The 22,949-nt window shown below is 54.6% G+C and carries 15 protein-coding genes and 1 tRNA gene; 8 read left to right on the top strand and 8 right to left on the bottom strand.

From position 1 onward, the window contains the following. Positions 1-31: 31 nt before the first annotated feature. The 4 genes from FRY97_RS13980 to FRY97_RS13965 are packed head-to-tail and all read right to left on the bottom strand — an operon-like array spanning position 32 to position 3,892. The gene (locus tag FRY97_RS13980) at positions 32-1,264 is read right to left on the bottom strand and encodes an ABC transporter permease (protein ID WP_170254649.1); all 1,233 of its coding nucleotides are present in this window, start codon (positions 1,262-1,264) and stop codon (positions 32-34) included. Positions 1,265-1,290: 26 nt separating this feature from the next. Further along, positions 1,291-2,508, bottom strand: a complete 1,218-nt coding sequence (locus FRY97_RS13975) for an ABC transporter permease (protein WP_147168169.1) — start codon at positions 2,506-2,508, stop codon at positions 1,291-1,293. Between the two features lie 21 nt (positions 2,509-2,529). After that, positions 2,530-3,276 carry an outer membrane lipoprotein-sorting protein gene (locus FRY97_RS13970; protein ID WP_147168168.1) on the bottom strand — a complete coding sequence of 249 codons (747 nt, stop codon included), beginning with the start codon at positions 3,274-3,276 and terminating at the stop codon, positions 2,530-2,532. Positions 3,277-3,310: 34 nt separating this feature from the next. Further along, a complete protein-coding gene (locus tag FRY97_RS13965) occupies positions 3,311-3,892 on the bottom strand; it encodes a TetR/AcrR family transcriptional regulator (protein ID WP_147168167.1) in 582 nt (193 codons plus the stop codon). A 456-nt stretch (positions 3,893-4,348) separates the two neighbouring features. On the opposite strand from FRY97_RS13965, the gene metF reads away from it, so the two are divergent. The 6 genes from metF to FRY97_RS13935 all read left to right on the top strand — a co-directional run bounded on the left by metF (position 4,349) and on the right by FRY97_RS13935 (position 15,243). Continuing rightward, on the top strand, positions 4,349-5,305 hold the full coding sequence (metF, locus tag FRY97_RS13960) for a methylenetetrahydrofolate reductase [NAD(P)H] (RefSeq protein ID WP_147168166.1): 957 nt from the start codon (positions 4,349-4,351) through the stop codon (positions 5,303-5,305). 63 nt (positions 5,306-5,368) lie between these two features. Then, positions 5,369-7,882 (top strand): M14 family zinc carboxypeptidase, encoded by a 2,514-nt coding sequence (locus tag FRY97_RS13955; protein ID WP_246141728.1) that lies wholly within the window; start codon positions 5,369-5,371, stop codon positions 7,880-7,882. 119 nt (positions 7,883-8,001) lie between these two features. Beyond that, entirely contained in the window at positions 8,002-11,244 is a 3,243-nt protein-coding gene (locus FRY97_RS13950; protein ID WP_147168165.1) for a trypsin-like peptidase domain-containing protein, read from the top strand. Positions 11,245-11,558: 314 nt separating this feature from the next. Then, on the top strand, positions 11,559-12,827 hold the full coding sequence (gene fahA / locus FRY97_RS13945) for a fumarylacetoacetase (protein WP_147168164.1): 1,269 nt from the start codon (positions 11,559-11,561) through the stop codon (positions 12,825-12,827). Between the two features lie 188 nt (positions 12,828-13,015). Beyond that, positions 13,016-14,467, top strand: a complete 1,452-nt coding sequence (gene dacB, locus FRY97_RS13940) for a D-alanyl-D-alanine carboxypeptidase/D-alanyl-D-alanine endopeptidase (protein WP_170254648.1) — start codon at positions 13,016-13,018, stop codon at positions 14,465-14,467. A 59-nt stretch (positions 14,468-14,526) separates the two neighbouring features. After that, on the top strand, positions 14,527-15,243 hold the full coding sequence (locus tag FRY97_RS13935) for a class I SAM-dependent methyltransferase (RefSeq protein WP_147168162.1): 717 nt from the start codon (positions 14,527-14,529) through the stop codon (positions 15,241-15,243). Positions 15,244-15,526: 283 nt separating this feature from the next. On the opposite strand, the gene FRY97_RS13930 is transcribed toward FRY97_RS13935, so the two are convergent. The 4 genes from FRY97_RS13930 to FRY97_RS13915 form a co-directional block, all read right to left on the bottom strand. Next, on the bottom strand, positions 15,527-16,795 hold the full coding sequence (locus FRY97_RS13930) for an adenylosuccinate synthase (RefSeq protein WP_147168161.1): 1,269 nt from the start codon (positions 16,793-16,795) through the stop codon (positions 15,527-15,529). A gap of 420 nt (positions 16,796-17,215) precedes the next feature. Beyond that, positions 17,216-17,560 carry an STAS domain-containing protein gene (locus FRY97_RS13925; protein WP_170254647.1) on the bottom strand — a complete coding sequence of 115 codons (345 nt, stop codon included), beginning with the start codon at positions 17,558-17,560 and terminating at the stop codon, positions 17,216-17,218. A gap of 52 nt (positions 17,561-17,612) precedes the next feature. Next, complete coding sequence (locus tag FRY97_RS13920) at positions 17,613-18,116, bottom strand: Fur family transcriptional regulator (protein WP_147168159.1); 504 nt, start codon at positions 18,114-18,116, stop codon at positions 17,613-17,615. Positions 18,117-18,161: 45 nt separating this feature from the next. Continuing rightward, positions 18,162-20,399, bottom strand: a complete 2,238-nt coding sequence (locus tag FRY97_RS13915) for a RelA/SpoT family protein (RefSeq protein ID WP_147168158.1) — start codon at positions 20,397-20,399, stop codon at positions 18,162-18,164. Between the two features lie 311 nt (positions 20,400-20,710). Here FRY97_RS13915 and FRY97_RS13910 point away from each other — a divergent pair. Continuing rightward, positions 20,711-20,792: transfer RNA gene (locus tag FRY97_RS13910), tRNA-Leu, on the top strand. A 386-nt stretch (positions 20,793-21,178) separates the two neighbouring features. Continuing rightward, a complete protein-coding gene (gene tig / locus FRY97_RS13905) occupies positions 21,179-22,591 on the top strand; it encodes a trigger factor (protein ID WP_147168157.1) in 1,413 nt (470 codons plus the stop codon). The last annotated feature ends 358 nt before the right edge of the window (positions 22,592-22,949 follow it).

Here is a 22,949-nt window from a genome sequence, read left to right as displayed (position 1 = left end):
TTCTGCTTTAGGAATCAGGGGCACGCCCCATTTATACAGCGCGCAAGGCTTCCACCGGCTGCAGCCGGATGGCTTTCCATGCAGGGTAAAGAGAAGCCAGCACAGCCGTAACGAACACCCCAGCCCCCATTTGCCAATAGGCGGCTAGCGGTACTTCAAAATAAATGACTTGTGCAAGCCCATAACTGGCCATGCCCTCGCTATAGCCAGACATGTCTATGCCGTATTTGCCCACGTAGCTTACGGTCAGGTAACCGAGCACGAGCCCGGCTGGGGCAGCCAGAAGGCCCAAAGCAAGTGTTTCTAAGACAATCATGGCGAACACCCGCCCTCTGTTCATCCCGATCGCCATGAGCATGCCCAGCTCCCGCACCCGCTCCAAAACGGCCATGAGCATCGTATTGATAATACCGAAGACCAATGCCAGCAAGATGACGGCTAAGTAGATCAAGGATACATTTTGCAACTGCGACTCGTACAGCTCCAGGTCAGGTGCTATCTCCCGGTAAGTCTGTACGTCCAAATTTGGCAGGACCGCCCGCAGCTGCCCTGCTACCTGATCAGCAGCACCTACATCTTTTAGCAATACAGCAGCCTCATGTGCTTGGCCTGCTCCTTCAGGGCCGCCTTGCAACAGCCTGTTGAGGTCGCTGCGGCGGACATAGAGGGTGGCTTCATCGTAGGGCGTATTGCCAGAGTCGAAAAGCCCCATAACCCGGAAAGCGGCGGAGGTGATTTCCAGATGCTCATCCTGAAAAGTAAGGACAAACTTGGACCGCTCTTTGAGGCCAAGCTTTTGGGCCAGTGCACTGCCCATAAAAGCTGCATTGCCCCTCATCTCAGGCAAAAACTCCCCGGCGGTCAGCGCCCCCTCAGGGATGGTGCTGACTGCGGCTTCCTGCTCAGGGTCTACCCCTTTTACCATAACCCCCCTTGCCCCCTGCCCGGAGGCTGCCATCCCACTGACTACAGTGCGCAGGCTGTACGCTTGTACCTCGACCGTTGTGTCTAGCACCTGAGCAACTATTGCTACATCCGGCAGGGTGTACTTGGCCTCATAATCCTCTGTAAACCCAGGCTCGTGTATTTGTATGTGGCTGACCGATTGCTCGATAGCACTCTTCACGTAGCTCTTCATCATACCCGTTGCAAAACCGGTAAGCGCAAGGGCCGCCCAAACCCCTAATGCGATAGCTGCAATGACGACACCGCTCCGGGTAGGGCTTCGCCAGATGTTTCGCCAGGCCATTATCCATATCATCATGGTCCCTTGTTTTATTTGGGTTGGGCTCATCCGCGCATAGCCCGGACAGGCTCAAGTTTTCTGATTTTAAGCATTGGGTAAATGGCCAGCACTACTGTGGCCAGGAAGACATAGCTCGCTTGTGCAGCGAAAATCCGGGGGTCGAATGTAGCAGGGAAAATGGGCTCAAAGCCAAATTTCTCCAAGGAGCCGGCCATTTCCCCGCTAAACCGGATAGGGTTCACTTTGAAATACAAAACTACGGGCAGGCTGGCCAGGATGCCGGCCAGAGCACCTATGATGCCTAGCATAACGATTTCGATAAAAACTGACCAGGCCAGCTGCCAACGCTGCATGCCAATGGCGATCAATACCCCAAACTCATAGGAGCGCTCCTTGGTCATCATCAGGATGGTCCCAAATATGCCAAAAGCGATAATGAGGTATAAAATGAAGTAGACAATCACATTGCCCGCTGTATCCAGCTCCCTGGCCTGTACCAGATCGGGGAGCATCTCCTCCCAGTCCATGACCTCAAACGCTGAAGTATCCAACTGCTGAAAAAGCCGGGCTTTTAGTACTGCAATATCATCGGCTTCTTCCAAGTGGAGCGCGACGGAAGTCACCCTCCCCTGAGCGCCGAAGAAATACTGGGCTTCCTGCAAAGGCAGGTATACCATTTGCTTATTGAGCTCAGGGGAGCCGAAAGAAGCCAGCCCTGTTACCGGGTATTTGCCAGCCGCATTGACCCCACGGAAACCCTGTGTGATGAGCACCAGCGTATCCCCTACCCCGAGGCCCAATTTTTCTGCTACACCAGAGGCCAGCAGCGCGCCCTTCCCTTCTGCCGACAAGTACCTACCATCTATCAGGCGCTCACGAAGCCCCGTCATCTCATCTTCGGCTTCGGGCTCAATGCCTGCTACCAGCACACCGGTGGTCTGCGCTTCCCCTGCTGCTAAGGCGAAAGACTCTATCCTGGGCACTACGCCTGCTGCAGGAGGAGCCCCAGCTTTATGCCGCAGGGAGTCGGTCAGGATAAATGCCTTATCGATAGACTGTTCTGCCCAATAGCCCTTTTCATGCACCTGCATGTAGCCAAAGTAATAGTTGACCACGTTGCGCACCATATTATCCCATGCGCCGCGTTGCAGGGAGTCCATAAAAGAGGCAAAAAGGACAGCAAACAAAATAGAAGCAGCTGTGATATAAGTGCGGCGGCGATTTCGCCAAATGTTGCGCCAGGCCAGCTTGAAGAGCATCATAGTTTTGTTTTTTCGAAGCCGCTACTGAGCCCGCTTCATATTCTGCATAGAGAAAAAACCCTTGCTCAAATCAACTCCAAAATCAAGCTCTAAGTACTCCATACGGGTCTTGTGCCCGGGCTTGTCTGCTGGCACGATCTCCATGACAGAGGGCAGCAGGCGGCCATCCATTTCTTTTACCGCTTTGCCATACATGGTGTTGGCCAAGAAGCCATCTTCGTCATAAAACTCGCTCTTGAGCTGCATATAGTCTGCTTTATCGATCCAAGCCAGGATCTCGCCCCAAACTACGGGGGCGTCAGGCTTGGGAGTGAGCTTAATGATGTAGCAAGCCCGGCCTTCAACCTCCTCCTCCCCCATCATTTCGTGGCGGTAGTCTACCACAATGGAAGATTCGCGCACCAGGTCATCATTGGTGAAATCTGAGCCCATCCAGGATTGCATCATCATAGAAGGCGGCATTTTGATCGCGCGGTCAATGGTAGGCTGCCAGTTCCATATCTCCTTGTCCCGTTTCAGGAAAGCGGTGCCTTTATCCCGGGCAGGTGCCGTAAGCTTGATGAGGGAATACGCATTGCCCATTGCCCAAGTCTTCATCGTCATCTCCCGCTCCCAGGTGGGGCGCACAATCGTCATCTTCATGGTCGCCACAGAGCTCTCCCCCCTGAATTTCTCATCTGCCATGCGGACAATCTCCGTGGCATTTTGCCCGGCCAGCATATACAAGCAAAGGGACAGCAGGCCTACGGTCAAACTATATTTTCTCATTTTGTTCCGGTTTTCATTAGACGTGATACAGCTCCTATAGCTGATAATGGGCAAGGATTTTCGTCTGCATTTTACCCAAGGGGTAGGCTTCGGGCGCCTGCATGTACTTCAACGCTACCCCATCCATCATCGCCTGATAGAGCAGCAGCTCCCCTTCCGGGTCTTCGTACCCAAGCTCCCGGAACAGTGCCAGGAACCCCTCCATGGCCTGCCCCTCTTTCTGCTGCAGCTCCGGCATCAGCCCATCCAGGACATGAGGCTGAAGGGCCAGGGCTGAGAGCAGCCGCCAATAGTCGCGGTTGCTTTGAATCAGCCCGAAGGTGGCCACTGTAAACTGCCGCAGGCGGGCTTTCGGGCTGCCGGGCAGGGCAAGGGCTTCATACAGTGCCTTCTCCCCCTTTGCCACGGCTTCTAAGACAATGTACCGCAAAAGGGCTTCTTTGCCGTTGAAGTAGTTGTAGAGCAGCCCTTTAGATACGCCCGCTGCTGTTGCGATCTGCGCAACGGAGGTTGCTGAATAGCCCTTCCGGGCAAACAAATCCAAAGCAGCATTGGAAATACGGCCCATGCTTGCTTTGCGGATAGCTTCAAACTGTGCTGAGGTACGTGGAGACATAATTATTGACCAAACGTTTAGTCAAAAATGCAAATAACCGCTCAATAAAGCAAGCACTCCTGCAAAAGAGCCCAGCTGGGCGCAAACCAGATTGTCATTTTCCGGCCTGCCCTTACCGTAAGGAGGGGGTCTGCCCCTGCCAGCGGGCAGGTGCCGCTATGCTACGGGGCTCGCTGTCCGCTCGGCCCCTCGCCCTACAGGCGTCGGGTCTGGCCTTCAGCCACCCCTTCGCAGCGCTAGGCCAATGCCAGCCTAAAGCCCAAAAGCATAAACGACTGCGACATTTTGGCCTGCGCCCGCCCAGCTGCTACAGCTAAAATTGGCCAAATGGTGGCGGCCCGTCAATGACAGCCGTCATCCTCTGCTACAATCTTTCAGCCTTATGACACGGATTCCTGGAAATTCACCCTTGCAGTAGTTAGCTTTGCCGGAGCAAAAAACAGCGTCCCGGGAATTATGAAAGTCACTGACTACTTTGAGAAGGCCAACGGCCAGACCCTGATCTCCTTTGAAGTCCTCCCTCCTTTGAAAGGCGGGAGCATGCAGGCTATATTCGATACGCTCGACCCCCTTATGGAGTTCAAGCCCCCCTTCATTGATGTCACCTACCACCGGGAGGAGTTCATCTACAAAATGCGGCCCAGCGGGTACTACGAGAAAACAGCTATCCGGAAACGCCCGGGCACGGTTGGCATTTGTGCCGCGATCATGCACCGCTACGGCGTAGATGCCGTGCCCCACCTGATCTGCGGGGGCTTTACCCAAGAGGATACCGAGAACGCATTGATCGACCTCAACTTCTTGAATATCAACAATGTGCTAGCATTGCGCGGCGATGCCCGCAAGTTTGATGGCCGTTTCGTGCCAGAAGAGAACGGCCATGCTTATGCCATTGACCTGGTCCGCCAGATCGAGCACATGAACCAAGGCAAATACCTTGACGCCAATATCGACAAAGGGGCCTCCACTGATTTTTGCATTGGCATTGCCGGATACCCGGAGAAGCACTTCGAATCGCCTAATATCGACATGGACCTTGCCTTCACCAAAGCCAAAATCGATGCCGGCGCAGACTACATCGTCACCCAGATGTTTTTTGACAACCAAAAGTACTTCGACTACGTAGAGCGGTGCAGGGCGATCGGCATCAACGTACCTATTGTGCCCGGGCTCAAGCCGATTACAAAGTTGTACCAGCTTAATGCTCTGCCCCGCATCTTCCACATCGACCTACCGGACGCCCTCGTGAAGTCGATACAGGATGCGAAGGGCACAGAGGGCAGGCGGCAGGCTGGCATAGAGTGGTGCATCCAACAGTCCAAAGAGCTGAAGGCTGCGGGCGCCCCCTGCCTCCACTACTACACTATGGGCGATGCAGACACCATCAGGCAGATTGCAGAGGCCGTTTACTGACCCAGAACAAAGCAGAGCCCCCCTCCCGAAAAATTGGTATTATTGCAGGCTAAATACCTGATTATGATGTACCGATTCCTTCTTGCACTGCTGGCCGCAGGGCTTCCTGCTTTGGCTATGGCGCAATTGCTGAGCCCTTCTGAATTCCTGCCCCATGAGCATGGCGAGCAGTTCACACCTCACCACCTAGTCGTGGCTTATGCCAGGCACGTAGCGGACAACAGCCCTCGGGTCCAGCTACAAGAATACGGAGCAACCCCTGAAGGACGGCCCCTCATACTGCTCACCATCAGCAGTGAAGAAAACTTGGCGCGCATCCAGGACATCCGCACCGCCAATTTACAGCGCGCAGGCATGCTGCCCGGCACGCCTGCGCCAGAACTAAACCAGCCCGTAGTCTGGCTGAGCTTTGGCGTACATGGCAACGAGGCCGGAGGGACAGAAAGCTCCATGTCCACCCTATATGAGCTGGCTCGAGAAGACCGGGCAGACATTAAAGAATGGCTAAGCAGCACCGTGGTGCTCCTTGACCCTTCCCTCAACCCAGACGGATACGACCGCTACACTCAGTGGTACCGCCGCGTAGCCCCCAAAGCCAACACCCCTGAGCCTCACACCCTTGAGCACCAAGAGCCCTGGCCCGGCGGCCGGGTCAACCATTACCTTTTCGACCTCAACCGGGACTGGGCATGGCAGACGCAGCCCGAATCCCGCCAACGCCTTGCCCTTTATCAGCAGTGGCTCCCGCATGTGCACGTAGATGTGCATGAACAGTACCCCGACAACCCGTACTACTTTGCGCCGGCTGCTGCCCCATACCATGAGCACATCACCGATTGGCAGGCTGAGTTTCAAATGAAAGCGGGGCAGAACCATGCCAGCCATTTTGACAAACAAGGGTGGCTCTATTTCACCCGTGAAGTTTTCGACCTGCTCTACCCTAGCTATGGCGACACCTACCCTACTTTCAACGGTTCTATTGGCATGACACATGAGCAGGCAGGGCACGGCATCTCCGGCCGGGGCATCCTGATGGAAAATGGAGATACCCTTACGCTGCAAGACCGGATAGACCACCATACGGTTGCTGCGCTTTCTACCGTTGAGGTTGCCTACAACAACCGCGAAAAGCTACTGTCTAGTTTTTCGGCTTATTTTAAAAAGGCTGCCGAGGGCACCGTGGGCCAATTCCAGTCTTTTGTTATCAGCAAAGACAACCCACAGGGGAAGATCAAATCCCTGCTGGACTTGCTCGACCGCAATCAGATCCGGTATGGCACGGCCACTCAGGCCCGGGAAATCAAGGGCTATGACTACCGCGCTGGCGGAAATGGGAGCTACCAAGTAAAAGAAGGCGACCTCGTTATCCCTTCTGCTCAGCCAATGTCCACTCTGGTACAAGTGCTTTTCGAGCCTGAACCCGCTTTAGAAGACTCCCTCACCTACGATATCACTGCTTGGGCACTGCCTTTTGCTTACGGGCTAAAGGCTGTAGCATCAGACAGCAAAGTGCCCCAAGCGGAGGGCTTCACACTAGCCCCTTTAGTAAGCAACACCAACGGCAACAGCCAGCCGGCGTACGCCTACCTTTACCCCTGGCAGTCTTTCAGCGATGCGCGCTTCCTGAGCGCAGCCATGAAGGCGGGGCTCAAGCCGCGCCTGGCCACTGGCCGTTTTGAGCTTGAAGGGCAGGCATACCCTGCTGGCAGCATTGCCTTTACCCGTGCAGACAACCGCAAGCTGGGCGAGGCTTTCGATACCCGGATATTGGCCCTTGCAGAAAAACATCAGCAGCCCATCACCCCAGTATATACAGGCTTTTCCGATGCAGGTTTTGATTTAGGCTCGGAGTCTATGAGCTTTATCGATATGCCCAAAACGGCATTGCTGACGGGGCCATCCACCAATGCCAACAGTTTTGGAGAAGCTTGGCATTACTTCGAGCAAAGCCTCGACTACCCCGTTTTTTTGATAAGCGCAGAGGACATTAGCTCAGAAGTATTGAGCCACTATGATGTTGTTGTTATGCCCGAAGGCCGTTATGCTTTTAGCGAAAGCCAGCAGGGCGCCCTGGGAGAATGGATGCGCCGTGGCGGGCGGGTGATCGCCATCGGCAGGGCAGTAGGAGCCTTTGCAGGCCAACAAGGGTTCAGCTTAGCCGCTAAGCGCCCAGAGCAAGAGGAAGCAGCAGCAGGGCAGCGCCTGCTACCCTATGCCGGGCAGGCTCGCAGGAGCATCACCAACTACGTGCCCGGAGCTATTTTCAAAACACAGCTGGATACCACCCACCCGCTCGCCTTTGGGCTGGGAAGCCACTACTACAGCCTAAAGACCTCCTCTTCCGCCTTCGAGCTCTTGGATAGGGGCTGGAATGCGGGCTACCTGAGCGAAGAGGCCACCCCTATCGGCTTTGCCGGAGCGAAAGCGGTAGAAAACTTAAAGGGCTCTTTGGTATTTGGCATTGAAAACCAAGGGCGTGGCGGCGTCGTTTACCTCGTGGACAATCCACTTTTCAGAGGTTTCTGGGAAGAGGGCAAGCTCCTTTTTGCCAACGCACTATTCTTTAGTCAAAACTGACCTGGTTTTCTGTCTGGCAGCAGACGGAAAATGGCGGGAGCTGGCGAAAGCGGGGATAGCCCTTGGCACTATCCCCGCTTCCTTGTATTTTGATCGGTGTGTCAGATAACTGCATTTCTATGGGGCGATGGAATTCCCTGCGTTGTATTTTATTGCTGCTCCTGGCCTTGGCCGGACAGGCTACTACGGCCTTAGCCCAGCATGGGCAAGCGCCTCCTTTGTTCCAACTCCCGCCCCTCGACAACGATAGCTTGAAGGCCGCAGAGCTCAGCCTCCGCCAACCAGGGCGTGCGCCCCGCTTCGCCTGCCCCGAAGAAGTCAACATCCGCCCTCAGACGCACGGCCACTGGATTTTGACGGGAGACAGCGCCATCTGGCAGCTCCGCCTCTCCTCTCCCGGCGCCTTTTCTCTGAACCTTGGCTTCACCGAATACTATATGCCGCCTGGTGGCCAGCTTTTCCTCTCGGGGCCTGGGCAAGAACGTGCACAGGGGCCCTTCACCCCTTCTGACAATGAAGCCCACCAACAACTGTGGACCCCTGCTTTCCCTGGGGACGAGCTGACGATAACCGTTGTCCTCCCGCAGGCAGAACAGCCCCATCTACGGCTTTGGCTGACCCGTATCAACCATGACTTCATGGACTTTTTCGCCATCGCTACTGGCGCCTGCCACCTGGACGTAGTCTGCGGGGAAGAAGATGGCTGGGGAGAAGTAGACCGTTTCCGGGACCAAATACAATCCGTGGCTGTGTACGGCCAAAATGGGGACCGGTACTGTACGGGGTTCTTGGTCAACAATACCGCTCAAGACTGTAAGCCCTATTTCCTTACCGCCTACCACTGTGAGGTCACGCCCTCTGTAGCCCCATCGGTTGTCGTATACTGGAACTACCGGAACAGCTACTGCCGGCAGCCCGGCACGGTAGCCAGCGCAAACCCCGGCAATGGCTCCCTCAACCTTTTCAACACCGGAGCTATCTTCAGGTCAGGGCACAGCCCATCTGATATGGCTTTGCTCGAACTGGACGACGCTGTGCCCGATGCGGCCCAGGCCTTTTTTGCAGGATGGGACCGCTCTGCCGCTCCCCCAGAAGATACCCTGGCTTGCATCCACCATCCTGACGGAGCAGAAAAACGGATCAGTTTTGCTTTTACCGATGCCTACACTGGATCCTGGGGCAGCGGCAGTCAGCAAGTCCCGAATGGCAACCACCTCATCGTGCCCAACTGGTCGGTAGGGAGTACAGAAATAGGCTCTTCCGGGGCGCCCCTGTTCAACAGGCACGGCAAGGCAGTAGGGCAACTGCATGGCGGGGGGGCCAGCTGCAACAACAACGCATATGATGCTTTCGGGTGGCTACGGCCTGCTTGGGAAGGCGGAGGCACGCCCGCTACCCGGCTGAAAGACTGGCTAGACCCACTCCAATCTAACACGATGGCCTTAGATGGCCGCTCTTTGGCCAGCTGCAACGTGGCCTTATTTGTGGAGCCTGCACAACAGGCTACCTGTATACCCGGGCAAGCTATTTTCTCGATTGATGTGGCAGCAGCCTTCAGCGGCCCCGTCAGTTTATCTGCGCCAAGCCTGCCCTCAGGCGTTTCGGCCCATTTCTCCCCCAACCCAGTGCCCCCAGGCGGGCAAGCCAACCTCATACTCAGCTTTGCCCTGGGAGCTGATCTGCCCGGGCTAGAATTCTCAACTGACATACATGCCACTGATGGCAACAGCGAAGCTGCCGCCACCGCGGTAGTCTATCTGGTAGATGGGCCTCCGGAGCCAGTGTCCTCCCTCTCTCCCGAAGCGGCGTCAGAAGGGGTATCGCTATCCCCTGTTTATGAATGGAGCCCACTCCCCGGGGCGGCTACCTACGATATCCAAATTGCCAGAGACTCCCTATTCTCACAGATTGTAGCCTCAGTGAATGGCATTGGGCAGGCACAATACGAAGGGCCGCCTTTGCTCCCTTACACCCGCTATTTTTATAGGGTGCGGGGCCGCAATATCTGTGGCGCATCGCCCTGGAGCAGCACGATACCATTCCGCACCTCAGCTATACGCTGCGACCGCCTGCAAGCAGCCCAGCTCCCGGTTGCGATCCCCAGCAATGAGCCCGGTGTTGTCACCTCCGCTATCCAAACCGAGCTCAGCGGCACCATAGCCAGTGTAGCCCTGAACGGGCTCGATATCGCCCATACCTTTGTTGGGGATCTTTCTGCTTTCCTCCGCTCGCCCGAAGGTGAAGTCGTGCAGCTTTTTGACCGCCCGGGCCACCCCCTGACGCCATTTGGATGCCCGGGCAACGATTTGTTGCTGAGCTTTTCCGACCAAGCCACGGGGTCTCCTTCCCAACTGGAAAACGAATGTGGCAACGAACCTGCCATTGCGGGCAGCTACCGGCCAGCTACGCCGTTCTCCAGCCTGATAGGCGCTTCTGCCTCAGGCACTTGGCGGCTCGTACTGACTGACCATTTCAACCAAGATGGCGGGCAGCTCAACGACTGGGAATTGGAAGTTTGCACGACCTATCCTGCCACGGCAGAAATATTCATGCGCCCAGGCCCGATAACTATATGCCAATCAGACACTATAGCCCTCGAACTCTTAGTAGGGGCAGGCTTCAGCGGCCCTGTCTCTCTTTTTGCACTTGGGCTACAGGATGGGGTATACTCTGCTTTTAGCGCACAGAATATCGCCCCTGGAGCCAGCGCCACCCTTTATTTGGGCAGCTTTGACAACATCGGGCCACGCACCTTCCTGCTCTATGCGACCGATGGGGACAACACCCACGTTTGTGAAGTTTCACTTTTGGTAAAAGCCCCACCTCACACCCCTCTATTGATTGCGCCAGCTGATGCTTCTCCTGTATTTTATGGGCAGGAAAACTTCAGCTGGGGCAACGCCATTTATGCGGATTCTTTCCGCCTTGAAATTGCCCGGGACACCCTGTTTACCGACCTCGCCTATACTGGCTTGCACAACGACAGCTATACCTCGCTGCCAGCACCGCTCGAAGCAGGGCTATTCTTCTGGCGGGTCACTGCACTGAGCGAATGCGGAAACCGCCAGAGCGAAGTCTTTTCCTTTTACCAAGAAGGGCCTACCACTGGGGCCCGTTCGGCAGAAGCCGGCGAAATCGCCCTCTACCCCAACCCTGCTATGGAACAACTGCACCTTGCGCTCCCCTATGGGGCTTCGAAGGCAACATTATATGTTTTCCGCATCGATGGGGGGCTGATGCTGAAGCAAACGATAGGAAGACAAACGGCCTTTCAGGTACAGGACTGGCCAAGCGGGGTTTACCTCTTCAAAGTCATGATCGATGGCCGGCCTTATTTCAAACGCGCAATAGTCCAACATTAGGAAGGCATAAACCCAAATGTCGCTAGCGTTTAGCCTTGTCCGCTTTAGGGTGGAGCCGGCCTAGCGCTGCGCAGGGGTGGCAAGCCCGACAGGGCCGAGCGGACAGCGAGCCCCGTAGCATAGCGGCTCCTGCCCTGTGGCAGGGGCAGGCCCCCAAAAAAACGACAATCCGATTTGCGCCCCATTAGGAATTCCGGCTATGAGTTTCCCTTTTTAACCCGGGACTGCTACTTTTGCCCTGTGGGCATCATCCGCACCGATTCAGCAAAAACCGAGGGCATAGCCCAAAACCTCGGCCATAAAACCAACATTATATGATAAAAGCGAACAACCCTGCGCTCAAATCTTGGGTGCACGTACCGGAGCATAGCGACTTCCCTATACAAAACCTGCCCTTTGGTGTTTTCCGTACCCCTGGCCTTCAGCCCCGCCTCTGCACCGCTATAGGCGAGCACATTGCAGACCTTCAGGTCTTATCAGAGCATGGGTTCTTTGATGACCTTGGCTTGCCCCGGGAGGTTTTCCGGCAGCCCTCCCTCAATGCATTTATGGCTTTGGGCAAGGATAAAACCCGGGCTGTGCGCAACCGCCTTTCCGAAATACTGGACGATGACCTCGACGAATGGGATGCCAGCGAGCTGGCAGAGTATTTTCTGCACCGGCAAGCAGATGTTAGCATGCTCCTTCCGGTAGCCGTGGGGGATTATACCGACTTTTACTCCAGCCGGGAGCACGCCACCAACGTAGGCACGATGTTCCGGGGCAAAGAAAATGCACTGATGCCCAACTGGCTGCACCTGCCTGTTGGTTACCACGGCAGGGCTTCTTCCATCATCCCGTCTGGCACTCCTGTACGCCGGCCTATGGGGCAGCAAATGCCTCAGGATGCGGAGGCTCCTGTGTTTGGCCCCAGCAAGCTGCTCGATTTCGAATTGGAAATGGGCTTTGTGGTTGGCCAGGAAACTGCACTTGGCGAACGGGTGCCTGTAGGGGAGGCCGAAGACTATATTTTCGGGCTGATCCTTTTCAATGACTGGTCTGCGCGGGATATTCAAAAATGGGAGTACGTGCCCCTTGGCCCATTCCTTGGCAAGAGCTTTGCATCGACGGTTTCTCCCTGGGTAGTCACGCTTGATGCCCTTGAGCCTTTCCGCATAAGCGGCCCAGTCCAAGACCCTGAGCCTCTGCCCTACCTGAAAACAGCGGGGGCCCACAGCTTCGATATACAGCTGAGTGTGGCCATACAGCCAGAAGGAGGGACAGAAAAGCAGGTGTGCAAATCCAACTTCAAGTATTTGTACTGGAGCATGGCCCAACAGCTTGCCCACCATACCGTAAACGGCTGCAATTTACGGGTAGGCGATATGATGGCCTCTGGTACTATCAGCGGGCCCACCCCAGACTCCTATGGGTCTATGCTCGAACTGTCTTGGCGGGGCAGCAAGCCTTTGGATATGCCCGACGGCAGCCAACGGAAGTTCATCCACGACGGCGATACGGTCATCATGAGGGGCTGGTGCGAAAAGGATGGCGTCCGTATTGGTTTCGGGGAAGCCAATGGAAAAGTGCTGCCTGCTCAATAACCGGCTTGATGCGCCGGGCCAGTGTAGTGAAAAAAATGAGCTACATTCAACCACGCACCGGCTTTTTCCAGAGGCTTAGCCTAAGCAAAATGGCTAAAATAGAAATGGCCTTGGCAGGAAAGAACCATTCTAGCCCTGCAATGCCCCCGGCGCGTCAAGCTCAATATTGTCAACCCAAAAATACGCTTATGCTGCGCGCCCTATTGTCCATCACCCTGTTTTGCCTAACGCTGGCCGCACAGGCGCAAGCCCCTGCCGCCTGGCAAAAAGCAGCGGAGCAGCTCGCTGCCAGCCCTCAGCTTGAGCATGGGCTGGCGGGAATTGCCGTAATTGACGTAGCCACTGGCAAAACGGTGGCCTCCACTAATGGCAAGCTGTCCATCAAGCCTGCTTCCAACCTGAAAGTACTGACTACGGGCACGGCCCTTGCGCTGCTCGGGCCTGACTACCGGTTTGAGACTCGGCTGGAATACGATGGGACGATTGGCCCACAAGGGGTATTGGAAGGCCATCTATATCTGTATGGCGAAGGCGACCCTACCCTGGGCAGCCCCCTGCACGAAGAGGCTAGCAGCAGGAAAGCGCTCCTTGAGGCTTGGCGTATGGCTATACAAAAAGCAGGCATACGGGAAATCAGGGGTCAGATCATCGGAGATGCCTCCCTCTTTGGAGATCAGGCTTATATACCTACATGGCAGTGGGAAGATATGGGCAACTACTATGCGGCAGGGGCCTGGTCTTTAAACTGGCATGAAAACCTGCACTATCTCCGCTTCCAGCAAGCCCAAGAGGGGAAGCCCCCACAATTGAAAGGGACCGAACCCTTTGTGCCCGGGCTGTCTTTTACCAATTCTGTCGTTTCTGGCAGCCCTGGCTCTGGAGACAATGCCTATATTTTTGGTGCGCCCTACCAATATGAGCGCTATGTCAGGGGGAGCATACCTGCAGGCCATGGCGAGTTCACGATCAAAGGCGCCCTGCCCAACCCTCCTCTGCTCGTAGCACAAGAACTAGAACAAGAGCTACGGAAAATTGGGGTGGTGACGAAGGGGGCTGCTGCTATTTTCAACCCAAAGCAAGGCCAACGGAAAGTGCTGCACCGCCACCAATCCCCTACACTGGCAGCCATCGTGATGCAGGCCAACCAAAAAAGCGTGAACCTCTACTGTGAGGTGCTGCTCCGGGCCATAGGCTGGAGAAAAGGGGCTGCCCCTACCCCGGAAGCCGGCATTAAGGCCATGCAGGAATACTGGGAAGGGCGCGGCCTGGACTGGGGCGGGGTTGCGCTAGATGATGGTTCAGGCTTGTCTGAGGCCAATACCGTCACAGCCAATTTCCTGGCAGCTTTTATGCGCAAAATGGCACTTGGCCCGGAAGGCGTTTATGAGGCGTTCCTAGCCTCCCTGCCCTTGGCCGGGCGAACGGGGTCGCTGAAGAACACCCTCAAGGGCACTGCCGCAGAAGGACGGCTCTATGCTAAAACGGGAACGCTGGAAAGGGTGAGGGGCCTAACGGGCTATACCCGCAGCTCAAGCGGTGCACTATTGGCCTTTTCAGTTATTGTGAACAATTATGAAGGGCCCGGCTGGGAAATCAGGAAAGCGATGGAGCGCTTTCTGCTTTCGCTTTGCACCCAATAACCAAAGAGGGGTACGACTTCCCGATAGGTTTGCTAACTTTGGCTCAAACACTTACCCTTATGACTTACCGACTGTTGTTTTGGTGCCTGGCCCTACTGCTCGGACTGAGCAGTTGCGGTGCTGAGCAGAGCACCGAAACGGACGCTCCTTTCTCCACTGAAAGCCAAGCTGACACCCCGTCTTTACCGGCTCCCCCTCCGGCAAGGGAGGCTGCACCACAGCTGAAGGAGATGTATGAGAACACCAACCGGGTGGCTTGGCAAAAGCCGGAAATGATCATCAACCTGCTGGGCGACCTCAACCAAAAGGTAGTGGCTGACATCGGAGCGGGGACCGGGTTCTTTGCCAAACGGCTGACACAGGATGCTGACAAGGTGATCGCCATTGATATCGACCAGCGCTTCCTCAATTATATCGACAGCGTGAAAGTGCTGGAAATGACGGAGGAGCGTGCCGCAAAACTGGAAACCCGGCTGGCCAAGCCCAGCCATCCCAATTTGCAGCCGGAAGAAGCGGATGTGATCCTGATCGTCAATACTTTTATGTACATCCGCGACAAGGAAGGGTACCTGAATACCCTCCGGGCCTGTCTAAGGCCAGGCGGGAGGCTGATTATTGTAGACTTCAAGCGAAAAAGAACGCAGATCGGCCCACCTTCAGCCATCCGGCTGCCTTTGTACCAACTGGAAGAGATGCTCTACGAAGCTGGTTACAGCAACATTACCACCAATGATACTGCTCTTGACTACCAATACATCATTTCAGGCAGCAAGTAACAGAGCAACCACATCCCCCTGTGCGCCAAGTAATGCAGCACAGGGGGATTGAGCACCTTCGCCTTAGAGCCTGCCTGGAGCTGTTTCGCCTTAAAAATCAAGGATCTTAGCCCGCCTGCTGTGGAAGTATAGCCAGCAGGGTTTTGGCGAAATCACTAAATTTTCATTTAGCGCAGCTCATAAAGCGTTGATTTGCAAAAAGGACAAACGCCTAGCATGCTCCCAGATAGGGCGGGCATGGCCATCTTATCAGAGGCGCTTGCACTGCGTGCACGGGGAGCGCCTACTTCAGGATCAGTTTTTCCCGCTCCGGCCCAGTGGAGACCATGGTTACCGGGGTATTCAGGTGCTCCTCCAAGAAAGCGATATAATCCTTTACTTCAGCGGGCAGCTTTTCATAAGCAGTGATCCCATCGAGGCTCGACTGCCAGCCTTTTATCGATTGAAGTACCGGGGTGACCTCCTGATCGCAGATATCGTAGGGCAGCTCCTGCGTTTCTTGCCCTTCAACCTGATAAGCGACGCCAGCCTGCAAGGCTTCAAATACATTAAGGACATCAACCTTGGTGACGACGAGCTGCGTCACGCCATTGAGCATAATGGTGTACTTCAGCTGCGGCAGGTCAATCCAACCGCAACGGCGTGGGCGGCCAGTTGTGGCGCCGAATTCTCCCCCCTCAGCCCGGAGGCGTTCGCCGGTCTCGTCGTACAGCTCGGTAGGGAAAGGGCCCGAGCCTACCCGGGTACAATAAGCTTTGGTGATACCGATGACCTCCCCGATTTTGGACGGAGCGATGCCCAGCCCTGTACAAACACCGGCGGTAATGGTGTTTGAGGAAGTCACAAAGGGGTAAGTGCCATAGTCGATATCGAGCATAGAGCCCTGCGCGCCCTCTGCCAGCACTTTCTTGCCTTCGGATAAAGCCTTGTTGATGAAATACTCCCCATCCACCAGCTGCAATTGCCTGATCTCTTCTAGGGAGGCCATCCATTTTTGCTCTTCCCCTTCGAGGTCGAAATCGACAGGAGGGTACATACCGAGCAAGCTTAGGTGCTTTTCTTTGAGGGCCTGATAGCGCTCCTCAAACTTAGGGTGCTCTATATCGCCAACGCGCAAGCCATTGCGGCCCGTTTTGTCCATGTAAGTAGGCCCTATGCCTTTCAGGGTAGAGCCGATCTTTGCTTTGCCCTTGGCGTTTTCGGAAGCAGCATCGAGCAGGCGGTGGGTCGGCAAGATCAGATGGGCTTTACGGGCAATGAGCAGGCGCTTCTGAAAACGGACCTCTGCAGCGCGGAGTTTGTCCAGCTCTTTGGAAAGGGTGATCGGGTCAATGACGACGCCATTGCCGATGAGGTTGAGCTGTTCCTCCCGGAAAATGCCAGATGGGACCGTGTGCAGGACAAACTTTTTGCCGTCAAACTTCAGCGTATGCCCAGCATTTGGGCCACCCTGAAAACGGGCGATAATATCGTAGCCGGAAGCTAGATAGTCCACGATTTTACCTTTGCCCTCGTCTCCCCATTGCAGACCGAGTATTACATCGATTGCCATATATGTTTATTGGTTTTGCGGCAGGCACGCAGCGGTCCTCTGCCGGTATGAGGCCAGGTATGCAGCGGAGTAGCATTTTTAAGGCTATAGGACGGTGTACTCGGCTTAAGCCCTGGCTTTAAAGCCCAAAAATAAGCAGTTCAGCCTGATATACCCAAACAGTTGGATAGGCGGAAGAAAAAAATAACAGCGAAACAGAGGCGGCACAGATCAGGCGGGGCGTAAACCAAAATACCGCAGGCGTTTATGCTTTCTGGGCTTTAGCTTGGCATTGGCCTAGCGCTGCGCAGGGGTGGCCAGCCCGACAGGGCCGAGCGGATAGCGAGCCCCGGAGCATAGCGGCACCTGCCATCGGGCAGGGGCAGGCCCCTCACATGATGCAGGGCGGGTCAGAACAACGACAATTTGGTTTGTGCCAGGTCAGACGTTGACCTTCAGAAGTGCCTGATCCAGGTTGGGCGTAAGCTGAAAGACCGGCCGGAGTTTAGTCATATCAAGCAAGTCAAGGACTCTGCTCGATGCATTGGCCAGTACGAGCTGCCCGCCATGATCTTGGGAACGGGAGCGGAGGGTAAGCAGAAAATTAAGCCCGACGCTGTTCATGTAGTCCATTTCTTCGAGGTCGACGATAAACCGTGCCAGGCCTTGGTTGAGCTTTTGGTCTACTGTGCGCAGCAGCTCCTGATGCGTATGCTCGTTGAGCAGGTCGTGGATACGGAGTACCTGAACACCATTTTGGTCAGCAAGCGAATAGTTAAGGTTCATGGGTGTCAAAATCTTAGGGTGGAGGAAAATCAACGGAGGAGGGCAGGCGGCCTTACTCAGGTGTAGCACCTTCCCGTGCAGCCTTGCGCTTTTCCCCCTTGGGGCACGCACCATCGCACTGCCCGTAGAGGTTGAGGGAGTGATGGGTAATGTTGAACTGCAGCAGCTCCCCCATCATGCTTTTGATCTGTTGGATGCGGGGGTCGCAAAACTCAAGGACCTTCCCGCAGTCTACGCAGATCAGGTGGTCGTGCTGTTTGTAGCCGTAAGACTTCTCGTACTGCGCCAGGTTTTTGCCGAACTGATGCTTTTTGACCAAATCGCAATTGACCAGGAGCTCAAGTGTATTATAGACGGTTGCCCTGCTCACCCGGTAGTTTTGGTTTTTCATGTGGATGTAGAGCGCTTCTGCATCAAAGTGGTCGGTACGTTTGTAGATTTCCTCCAGGATAGCGAAACGCTCTGGTGTTTTGCGGAAGTTGTTCTGCTCCAAGTGGGAAGCAAATATATTTTTGACTTCTTTGATGATGTCTTCTTGCATGCGGCCAGCGCTCATAATAAGAAAGGTTAAGGCAGCTATCGCAGCGGCCTCATGATAGAATTATTCTACTCTAGTAACAGTAGATATGTTGTCAAGGTTTTTCAAAGCCTGAACGGCCATGTAGAGCTGATCTGTATTGCGGACCAAGAGGCTGATTTTGCCGCTGAAGTAACCTTCGTCCCCTTCAATGCTAAAAGAACGGATGTTGAGCCCAAGCATAGTTGAGATTTTATGGGTAAGGCGCTCAATTACGCCGGGCCCGTCATCGATGCCAGTGATATTGAGGTTGACCACGAAGGTAGAATTGGTTGTTGATATCCACTCTGCTTTCATGACGCGGTACCCATAGTTGACCATCAGGTTGGTCGCGTTGGGGCAGTTGGAGCGGTGGATTTTCAGCCCGGCGTTGGAGGTCAGGTAAGCGAAGATCGCATCTCCCTGCACCGGGTTGCAGCAGCTGGCAAAGGAATAATCGAAACGTTCAGCAGGCTCCCCATTGATCAGTAGGCGGGGCTTATCCGTTAGCTTTGCGGAACGGCTGCGCTTGCGGGCTTCATCTTCCAGCACGGCCGGTTGTGGCGCCACCTCCTCAATTTCCGCCAGATGGCGGGAACCATCGGTAGCCACTTCTACCCGGTGCGTTTTGAATATCTCATTTATGGAGAGCTCCTCTGTGGCGATGGCATAGTAAAGGTCGGTATGAGAATTGAGGTCATAATCGCGGACCAGGCGTTCCACACTCTCCTCAAAGTCCACTTTTAACGGCCGGAGCTTGCGCTCCAGCGCTTCCCTACCCAGCTCGCCCCGCTCGCGGCGCTCCTCCTTCATGGCATTCCGGATTTTGGCGCGCGCTTTGCCCGTGGTCACCATTTTCAGCCAGTCTTCGGTAGGCTTCTGCCTAGAGCTGGTGATGACCTCCAGTTGGTCTCCATTGCGAAGGGCATACCCCATGGGCACGATTTTGTTGTTCACTTTGACAGCCTGGCAATGGTAGCCTACATCAGTATGGATGCCGAAGGCGAAATCTAGTGCGGTAGCCCCTTTGGGCAGTATCCTCATATCCCCTTTGGGCGTGTATACAAAAACCTCCTCCTGGAAGAGGTTGTTGGAGCGGAAGTCGCCCAAGAACTCTACGGCGTCTGTCTCGGGGTCTTCCAAGATTTCACGGACGCTGTCTAGCCAGCGTTCGTAAATGTCTGGATTTTTAGAACCCCCCTTGTATTTCCAGTGGGCTGCAAACCCACGCTCTGCGATTTCGTCCATGCGTACAGACCGGATCTGTACTTCTACAAAACGCCCTTTGGGCCCGACGACTGTGGTATGCAAAGATTCGTAGCCATTTGATTTAGGCGTTGTAATCCAGTCTTTGAGGCGCTCGGGGATAGGGGTGTGCACATCGGTCACGATAGAGTAAACCTGCCAACAGATGAGTTTTTCTTTTTCGATGGGCACGTCGACAATTATGCGGACGGCGAAGAGGTCATAAATCTCCTCGAAGGGGACATTTTTCTTCTTGATCTTATTCCAGATCGAATAAATCGACTTGGGCCGCCCGGTGATGCGGTACTCGATGCCGAGGGCGTTGAGGTTGTCCTCTAGCGGGCCAATGAACTCGTTGATGTAAGACTCCCTGGCCCGTTTGGTCTCTGCCAATTTCCGGGCGATCTCCCGGTAGTCGTCTGGGTCTGTAATTTTCATACAGAGGTCCAGGTACTCTGTTTTTATTTTGTACAACCCTAGCCGGTGGGCCAGGGGGGCGTAGATGTAGCTCGTTTCAGCCGCGATTTTCAGCTGCTTGTGGCGCGGCATAGCCCCCAGGGTGCGCATATTGTGCAGGCGGTCAGCCATTTTGATGAGGACGACGCGGACATCATCCACGAGGGTGCTCAGCACTTTACGGAAGTTTTCCGCTTGAGGGCTTTCTGCATTGTAAGCACTATCGAGCTTGGTGAGCCCATCAACGATTTTGGCCATCCACCCGCCAAACTGCTCGCGGATATCTTCCAGGGTTACATCGGTATCTTCCACCACATCGTGCAGCAGGGCACAGATGATAGCGGTGGGGCCCAGCCCAATTTCCTCTGCACAGATCTTCGCCACTGCGATAGGATGGAGGATGTAGGGTTCGCCAGATTTTCGCCTTTGCTCTGCATGAGCCTGCACGGCTAACTCGTAGGCGGCACGTATGTTCCGGCTGTCCTCCTCTGACATGTTCACTTTGATCGCCCGCAGCAAATCGCGGTAAGCGCTCTGAATCAGTTGCCGGTCGTTCTCGTTCAATGCTAGTACCTCTGCCATAACAATTCTTTCCTGCTGTTCAGTATCGGCTCCGGGCAGGTGCCCATAACCTTATGTATAACGTAAATGTCTGTTAATTTGTCCAGCCTGCCCCTCCTCTTTTGTTAAAATATTTGCCCCTGCCGCCTCTTTTGGCCCCATCCCCTCCCCTTTTGTTTATTCGGCTCATTTTTTAACCCGAAAAGGTGTGATTTTTAACAAAAGCCTGTATCTTTGTGGCTCCCTAAGAAAAGCTTGGGGGTTTTAGTGCACGCAAGCACTGCAAAATCAAGGGTTTATGAGCTATCCGCAGCATTTATGCTGCTTATAATGCGGGTGTGGCGAAATTGGTAGACGTGCTAGACTTAGGATCTAGTGCCGCAAGGCGTGGGGGTTCGAGTCCCTCCACCCGCACTTGGATAGTTCAAACGTGGTGGGCGAGAAGCTTGTCCCGCAGTATTGCGGGAAGTCCCTCCACCCGCACTTGGATAGTTCAAACGTGGTGGGCGAGGAGCCAAGCCAAAGCCTTGGAACGAAAAAACTGTTCCGGCTGACGACTATCCTTCTTTGAGTTGCAGTCCATCTTGCTAGCTAACAACACAGGCAAAACTGCCTCTGCTCTGCAACTGTGCAAAGCATCTTTTTTAGGTCTGCTCACCCGGCAAAGGCTGCATTAGCTTCAAAAAAGTTGTGCAGCCTTTGCTGTATGAGGAGCCCTGCCTTGAAATAATGCCCTTCCGCCATAGCGGAGCGCTGTTTTCAAGCGTCCCATTTCGTTAATTAATCAAACGCCAAGCGTTATGCCAAAGGTCGAAAGAAAAGACATCGACAATCTGAATGCCGTCATCACGGTAACGCTCGAAAAAAGCGACTACGAGCCAAAATTCAACACAGAACTGGGCAAGTACCGCAAGCAAGCCAATATGAAGGGGTTCCGCAAAGGGAAAACTCCTGTATCTGTGCTCAGGAAAATGTATGGCAAAGGCGTACTGGCAGATGTGATTAACGAGATGCTGCAGTCTGAACTGTACCAATACCTCAATGAAAACGGCCTGAACGTCTTGGGCCAGCCTCTGCCTTCCGAAGAACAGGAGCCTGTCGAATTCGACCTCAAAGCTTTGCAGGACTACGTTTTCAAATTTGATATTGGCTTATCTCCTGATTTTGAAGTAAAAGGCGCTGACGAGAGCGAGACCTACGAGAAAATGGCGGTGGAAGTGGCCGATGATATGGTCGAAGAAGACCTGATGGCCGCCCGCAAGCGCAGCGGCAACCGGGAGAGCGTCACCGAAATGGTGAAAGACAACGACATGGTGAAATTCGCTGCCCGCGAGCTCGAAGGGGAAACGGTAAAAGAAGGCGGCATCAGCACCGAATTCAGTGTGCTGATCAACAACAATACCAACGAGGCTGTGCGTGAGGCGCTTTACACCAAAAAGCAGGGCGACACCATCCGGCTGAACCTGCTCGAGCTCGAAGAAGGGCGGGACGAAGACTATGTGCGAAAGTATTACCTCAACTTGGAGGAAGCAGACGCAGACGTAACCTTCAACCCTGAATTTGAAGCCGAAATACTGGAAGTCAACCGCATTGTACCTGCAGCGCTGGATCAGGAGTTCTTTGATCAGGCTTTCGGCGAAGGCGAAGTTGCTTCAGAAGAGGAAGCCAAGGAGAAAATCCGCGAGCAGATCGCTGGCTTCTACAACAATCAGGCGGAAGCGCTGCTCTCCCGTGATATTCAGGAGCGCCTACTGGAGCTCAACCCCCTCGAACTGCCCGAAGCATTCCTTAAGCGCTGGATGGCCGCAAGCAACGAAGGCGTCACCGCAGAGCAGATAGAAGCCGAATTTGATGGCTTTGCCAAGAACCTACAGTGGTCGCTCATCCGCAACAAACTGGTCAGCAAATTTGAAATCAAGGTAGAAGAGGGCGAGGTGGTAGAAGCAGCCCGCCGCCGCATCCGCAGCTACTTCGGCGGTGCCCCTATGGCTGGCATGGAGCAGATTGTAGAGAGTACGGCCATGCGTATCCTACAAGACGAAAAGCAGGTAGAACAGCTGTATGAAGAAGTCTTGACCGACCGCGTGTTTGGTGCGCTGATTGAAAAAGTCAGCATCGCAGAAAAGCCAGTGGACCTCAAGACATTCGAGGCAGAGGTAGAAAAAGCCCGAGCTTCCAATGCCTCATCTGCAGCCGCTGAAGAAGAGGAATAAGAAGCTGCAAAGCAGATTATCGTTGTTCTGGCTTGCCCAGCTTGCTTCGCGTGATGGCCTGCCCATTCCGTAAGGATAGGGGCCTGCCCCTGCCAGCGGGCAGGTGCCGCTATGCTGCGGGGCTCGCTGTCCGCTCGGCCCTATCGGGCTTCCACCCCTCCGCAGCGCTAGCCCAATGCCAGGCTAGTGCCTTAAGCCATAAATCTCTGATACTTAAGTTGAAGTTATTTTCCAGCTAATCAAGGCGAAGGTTCGCGACTTTAGCCCGAGCTAAAGGAGCGGTTCTTTAACGAAGAGTAGGCGGAAAAGAACGAAACTTGGGGTGTCAAGGATTTATAGCTTGAGGCACTAATTTTCG

It is taken from the genome of Phaeodactylibacter luteus (assembly GCF_007993045.1).
GTDB lineage: Bacteria > Bacteroidota > Bacteroidia > Chitinophagales > Saprospiraceae > Phaeodactylibacter > Phaeodactylibacter luteus.
Note: the sequence above shows the minus strand (reverse complement) of the source record. Positions and strands in the feature narration are given on the sequence as shown.

Coding starts and splice junctions, on each gene's coding strand:
- FRY97_RS13980 (WP_170254649.1), bottom strand. CDS start 1,264: ATGATGATATGGATAATGGCCTGGCGAAACATCTGGCGAAGCCCTACC.
- FRY97_RS13975 (WP_147168169.1), bottom strand. CDS start 2,508: ATGATGCTCTTCAAGCTGGCCTGGCGCAACATTTGGCGAAATCGCCGC.
- FRY97_RS13970 (WP_147168168.1), bottom strand. CDS start 3,276: ATGAGAAAATATAGTTTGACCGTAGGCCTGCTGTCCCTTTGCTTGTAT.
- FRY97_RS13965 (WP_147168167.1), bottom strand. CDS start 3,892: ATGTCTCCACGTACCTCAGCACAGTTTGAAGCTATCCGCAAAGCAAGC.
- metF (WP_147168166.1), top strand. CDS start 4,349: ATGAAAGTCACTGACTACTTTGAGAAGGCCAACGGCCAGACCCTGATC.
- FRY97_RS13955 (WP_246141728.1), top strand. CDS start 5,369: ATGATGTACCGATTCCTTCTTGCACTGCTGGCCGCAGGGCTTCCTGCT.
- FRY97_RS13950 (WP_147168165.1), top strand. CDS start 8,002: ATGGGGCGATGGAATTCCCTGCGTTGTATTTTATTGCTGCTCCTGGCC.
- fahA (WP_147168164.1), top strand. CDS start 11,559: ATGATAAAAGCGAACAACCCTGCGCTCAAATCTTGGGTGCACGTACCG.
- dacB (WP_170254648.1), top strand. CDS start 13,016: ATGCTGCGCGCCCTATTGTCCATCACCCTGTTTTGCCTAACGCTGGCC.
- FRY97_RS13935 (WP_147168162.1), top strand. CDS start 14,527: ATGACTTACCGACTGTTGTTTTGGTGCCTGGCCCTACTGCTCGGACTG.
- FRY97_RS13930 (WP_147168161.1), bottom strand. CDS start 16,795: ATGGCAATCGATGTAATACTCGGTCTGCAATGGGGAGACGAGGGCAAA.
- FRY97_RS13925 (WP_170254647.1), bottom strand. CDS start 17,560: ATGAACCTTAACTATTCGCTTGCTGACCAAAATGGTGTTCAGGTACTC.
- FRY97_RS13920 (WP_147168159.1), bottom strand. CDS start 18,116: ATGAGCGCTGGCCGCATGCAAGAAGACATCATCAAAGAAGTCAAAAAT.
- FRY97_RS13915 (WP_147168158.1), bottom strand. CDS start 20,399: ATGGCAGAGGTACTAGCATTGAACGAGAACGACCGGCAACTGATTCAG.
- tig (WP_147168157.1), top strand. CDS start 21,179: ATGCCAAAGGTCGAAAGAAAAGACATCGACAATCTGAATGCCGTCATC.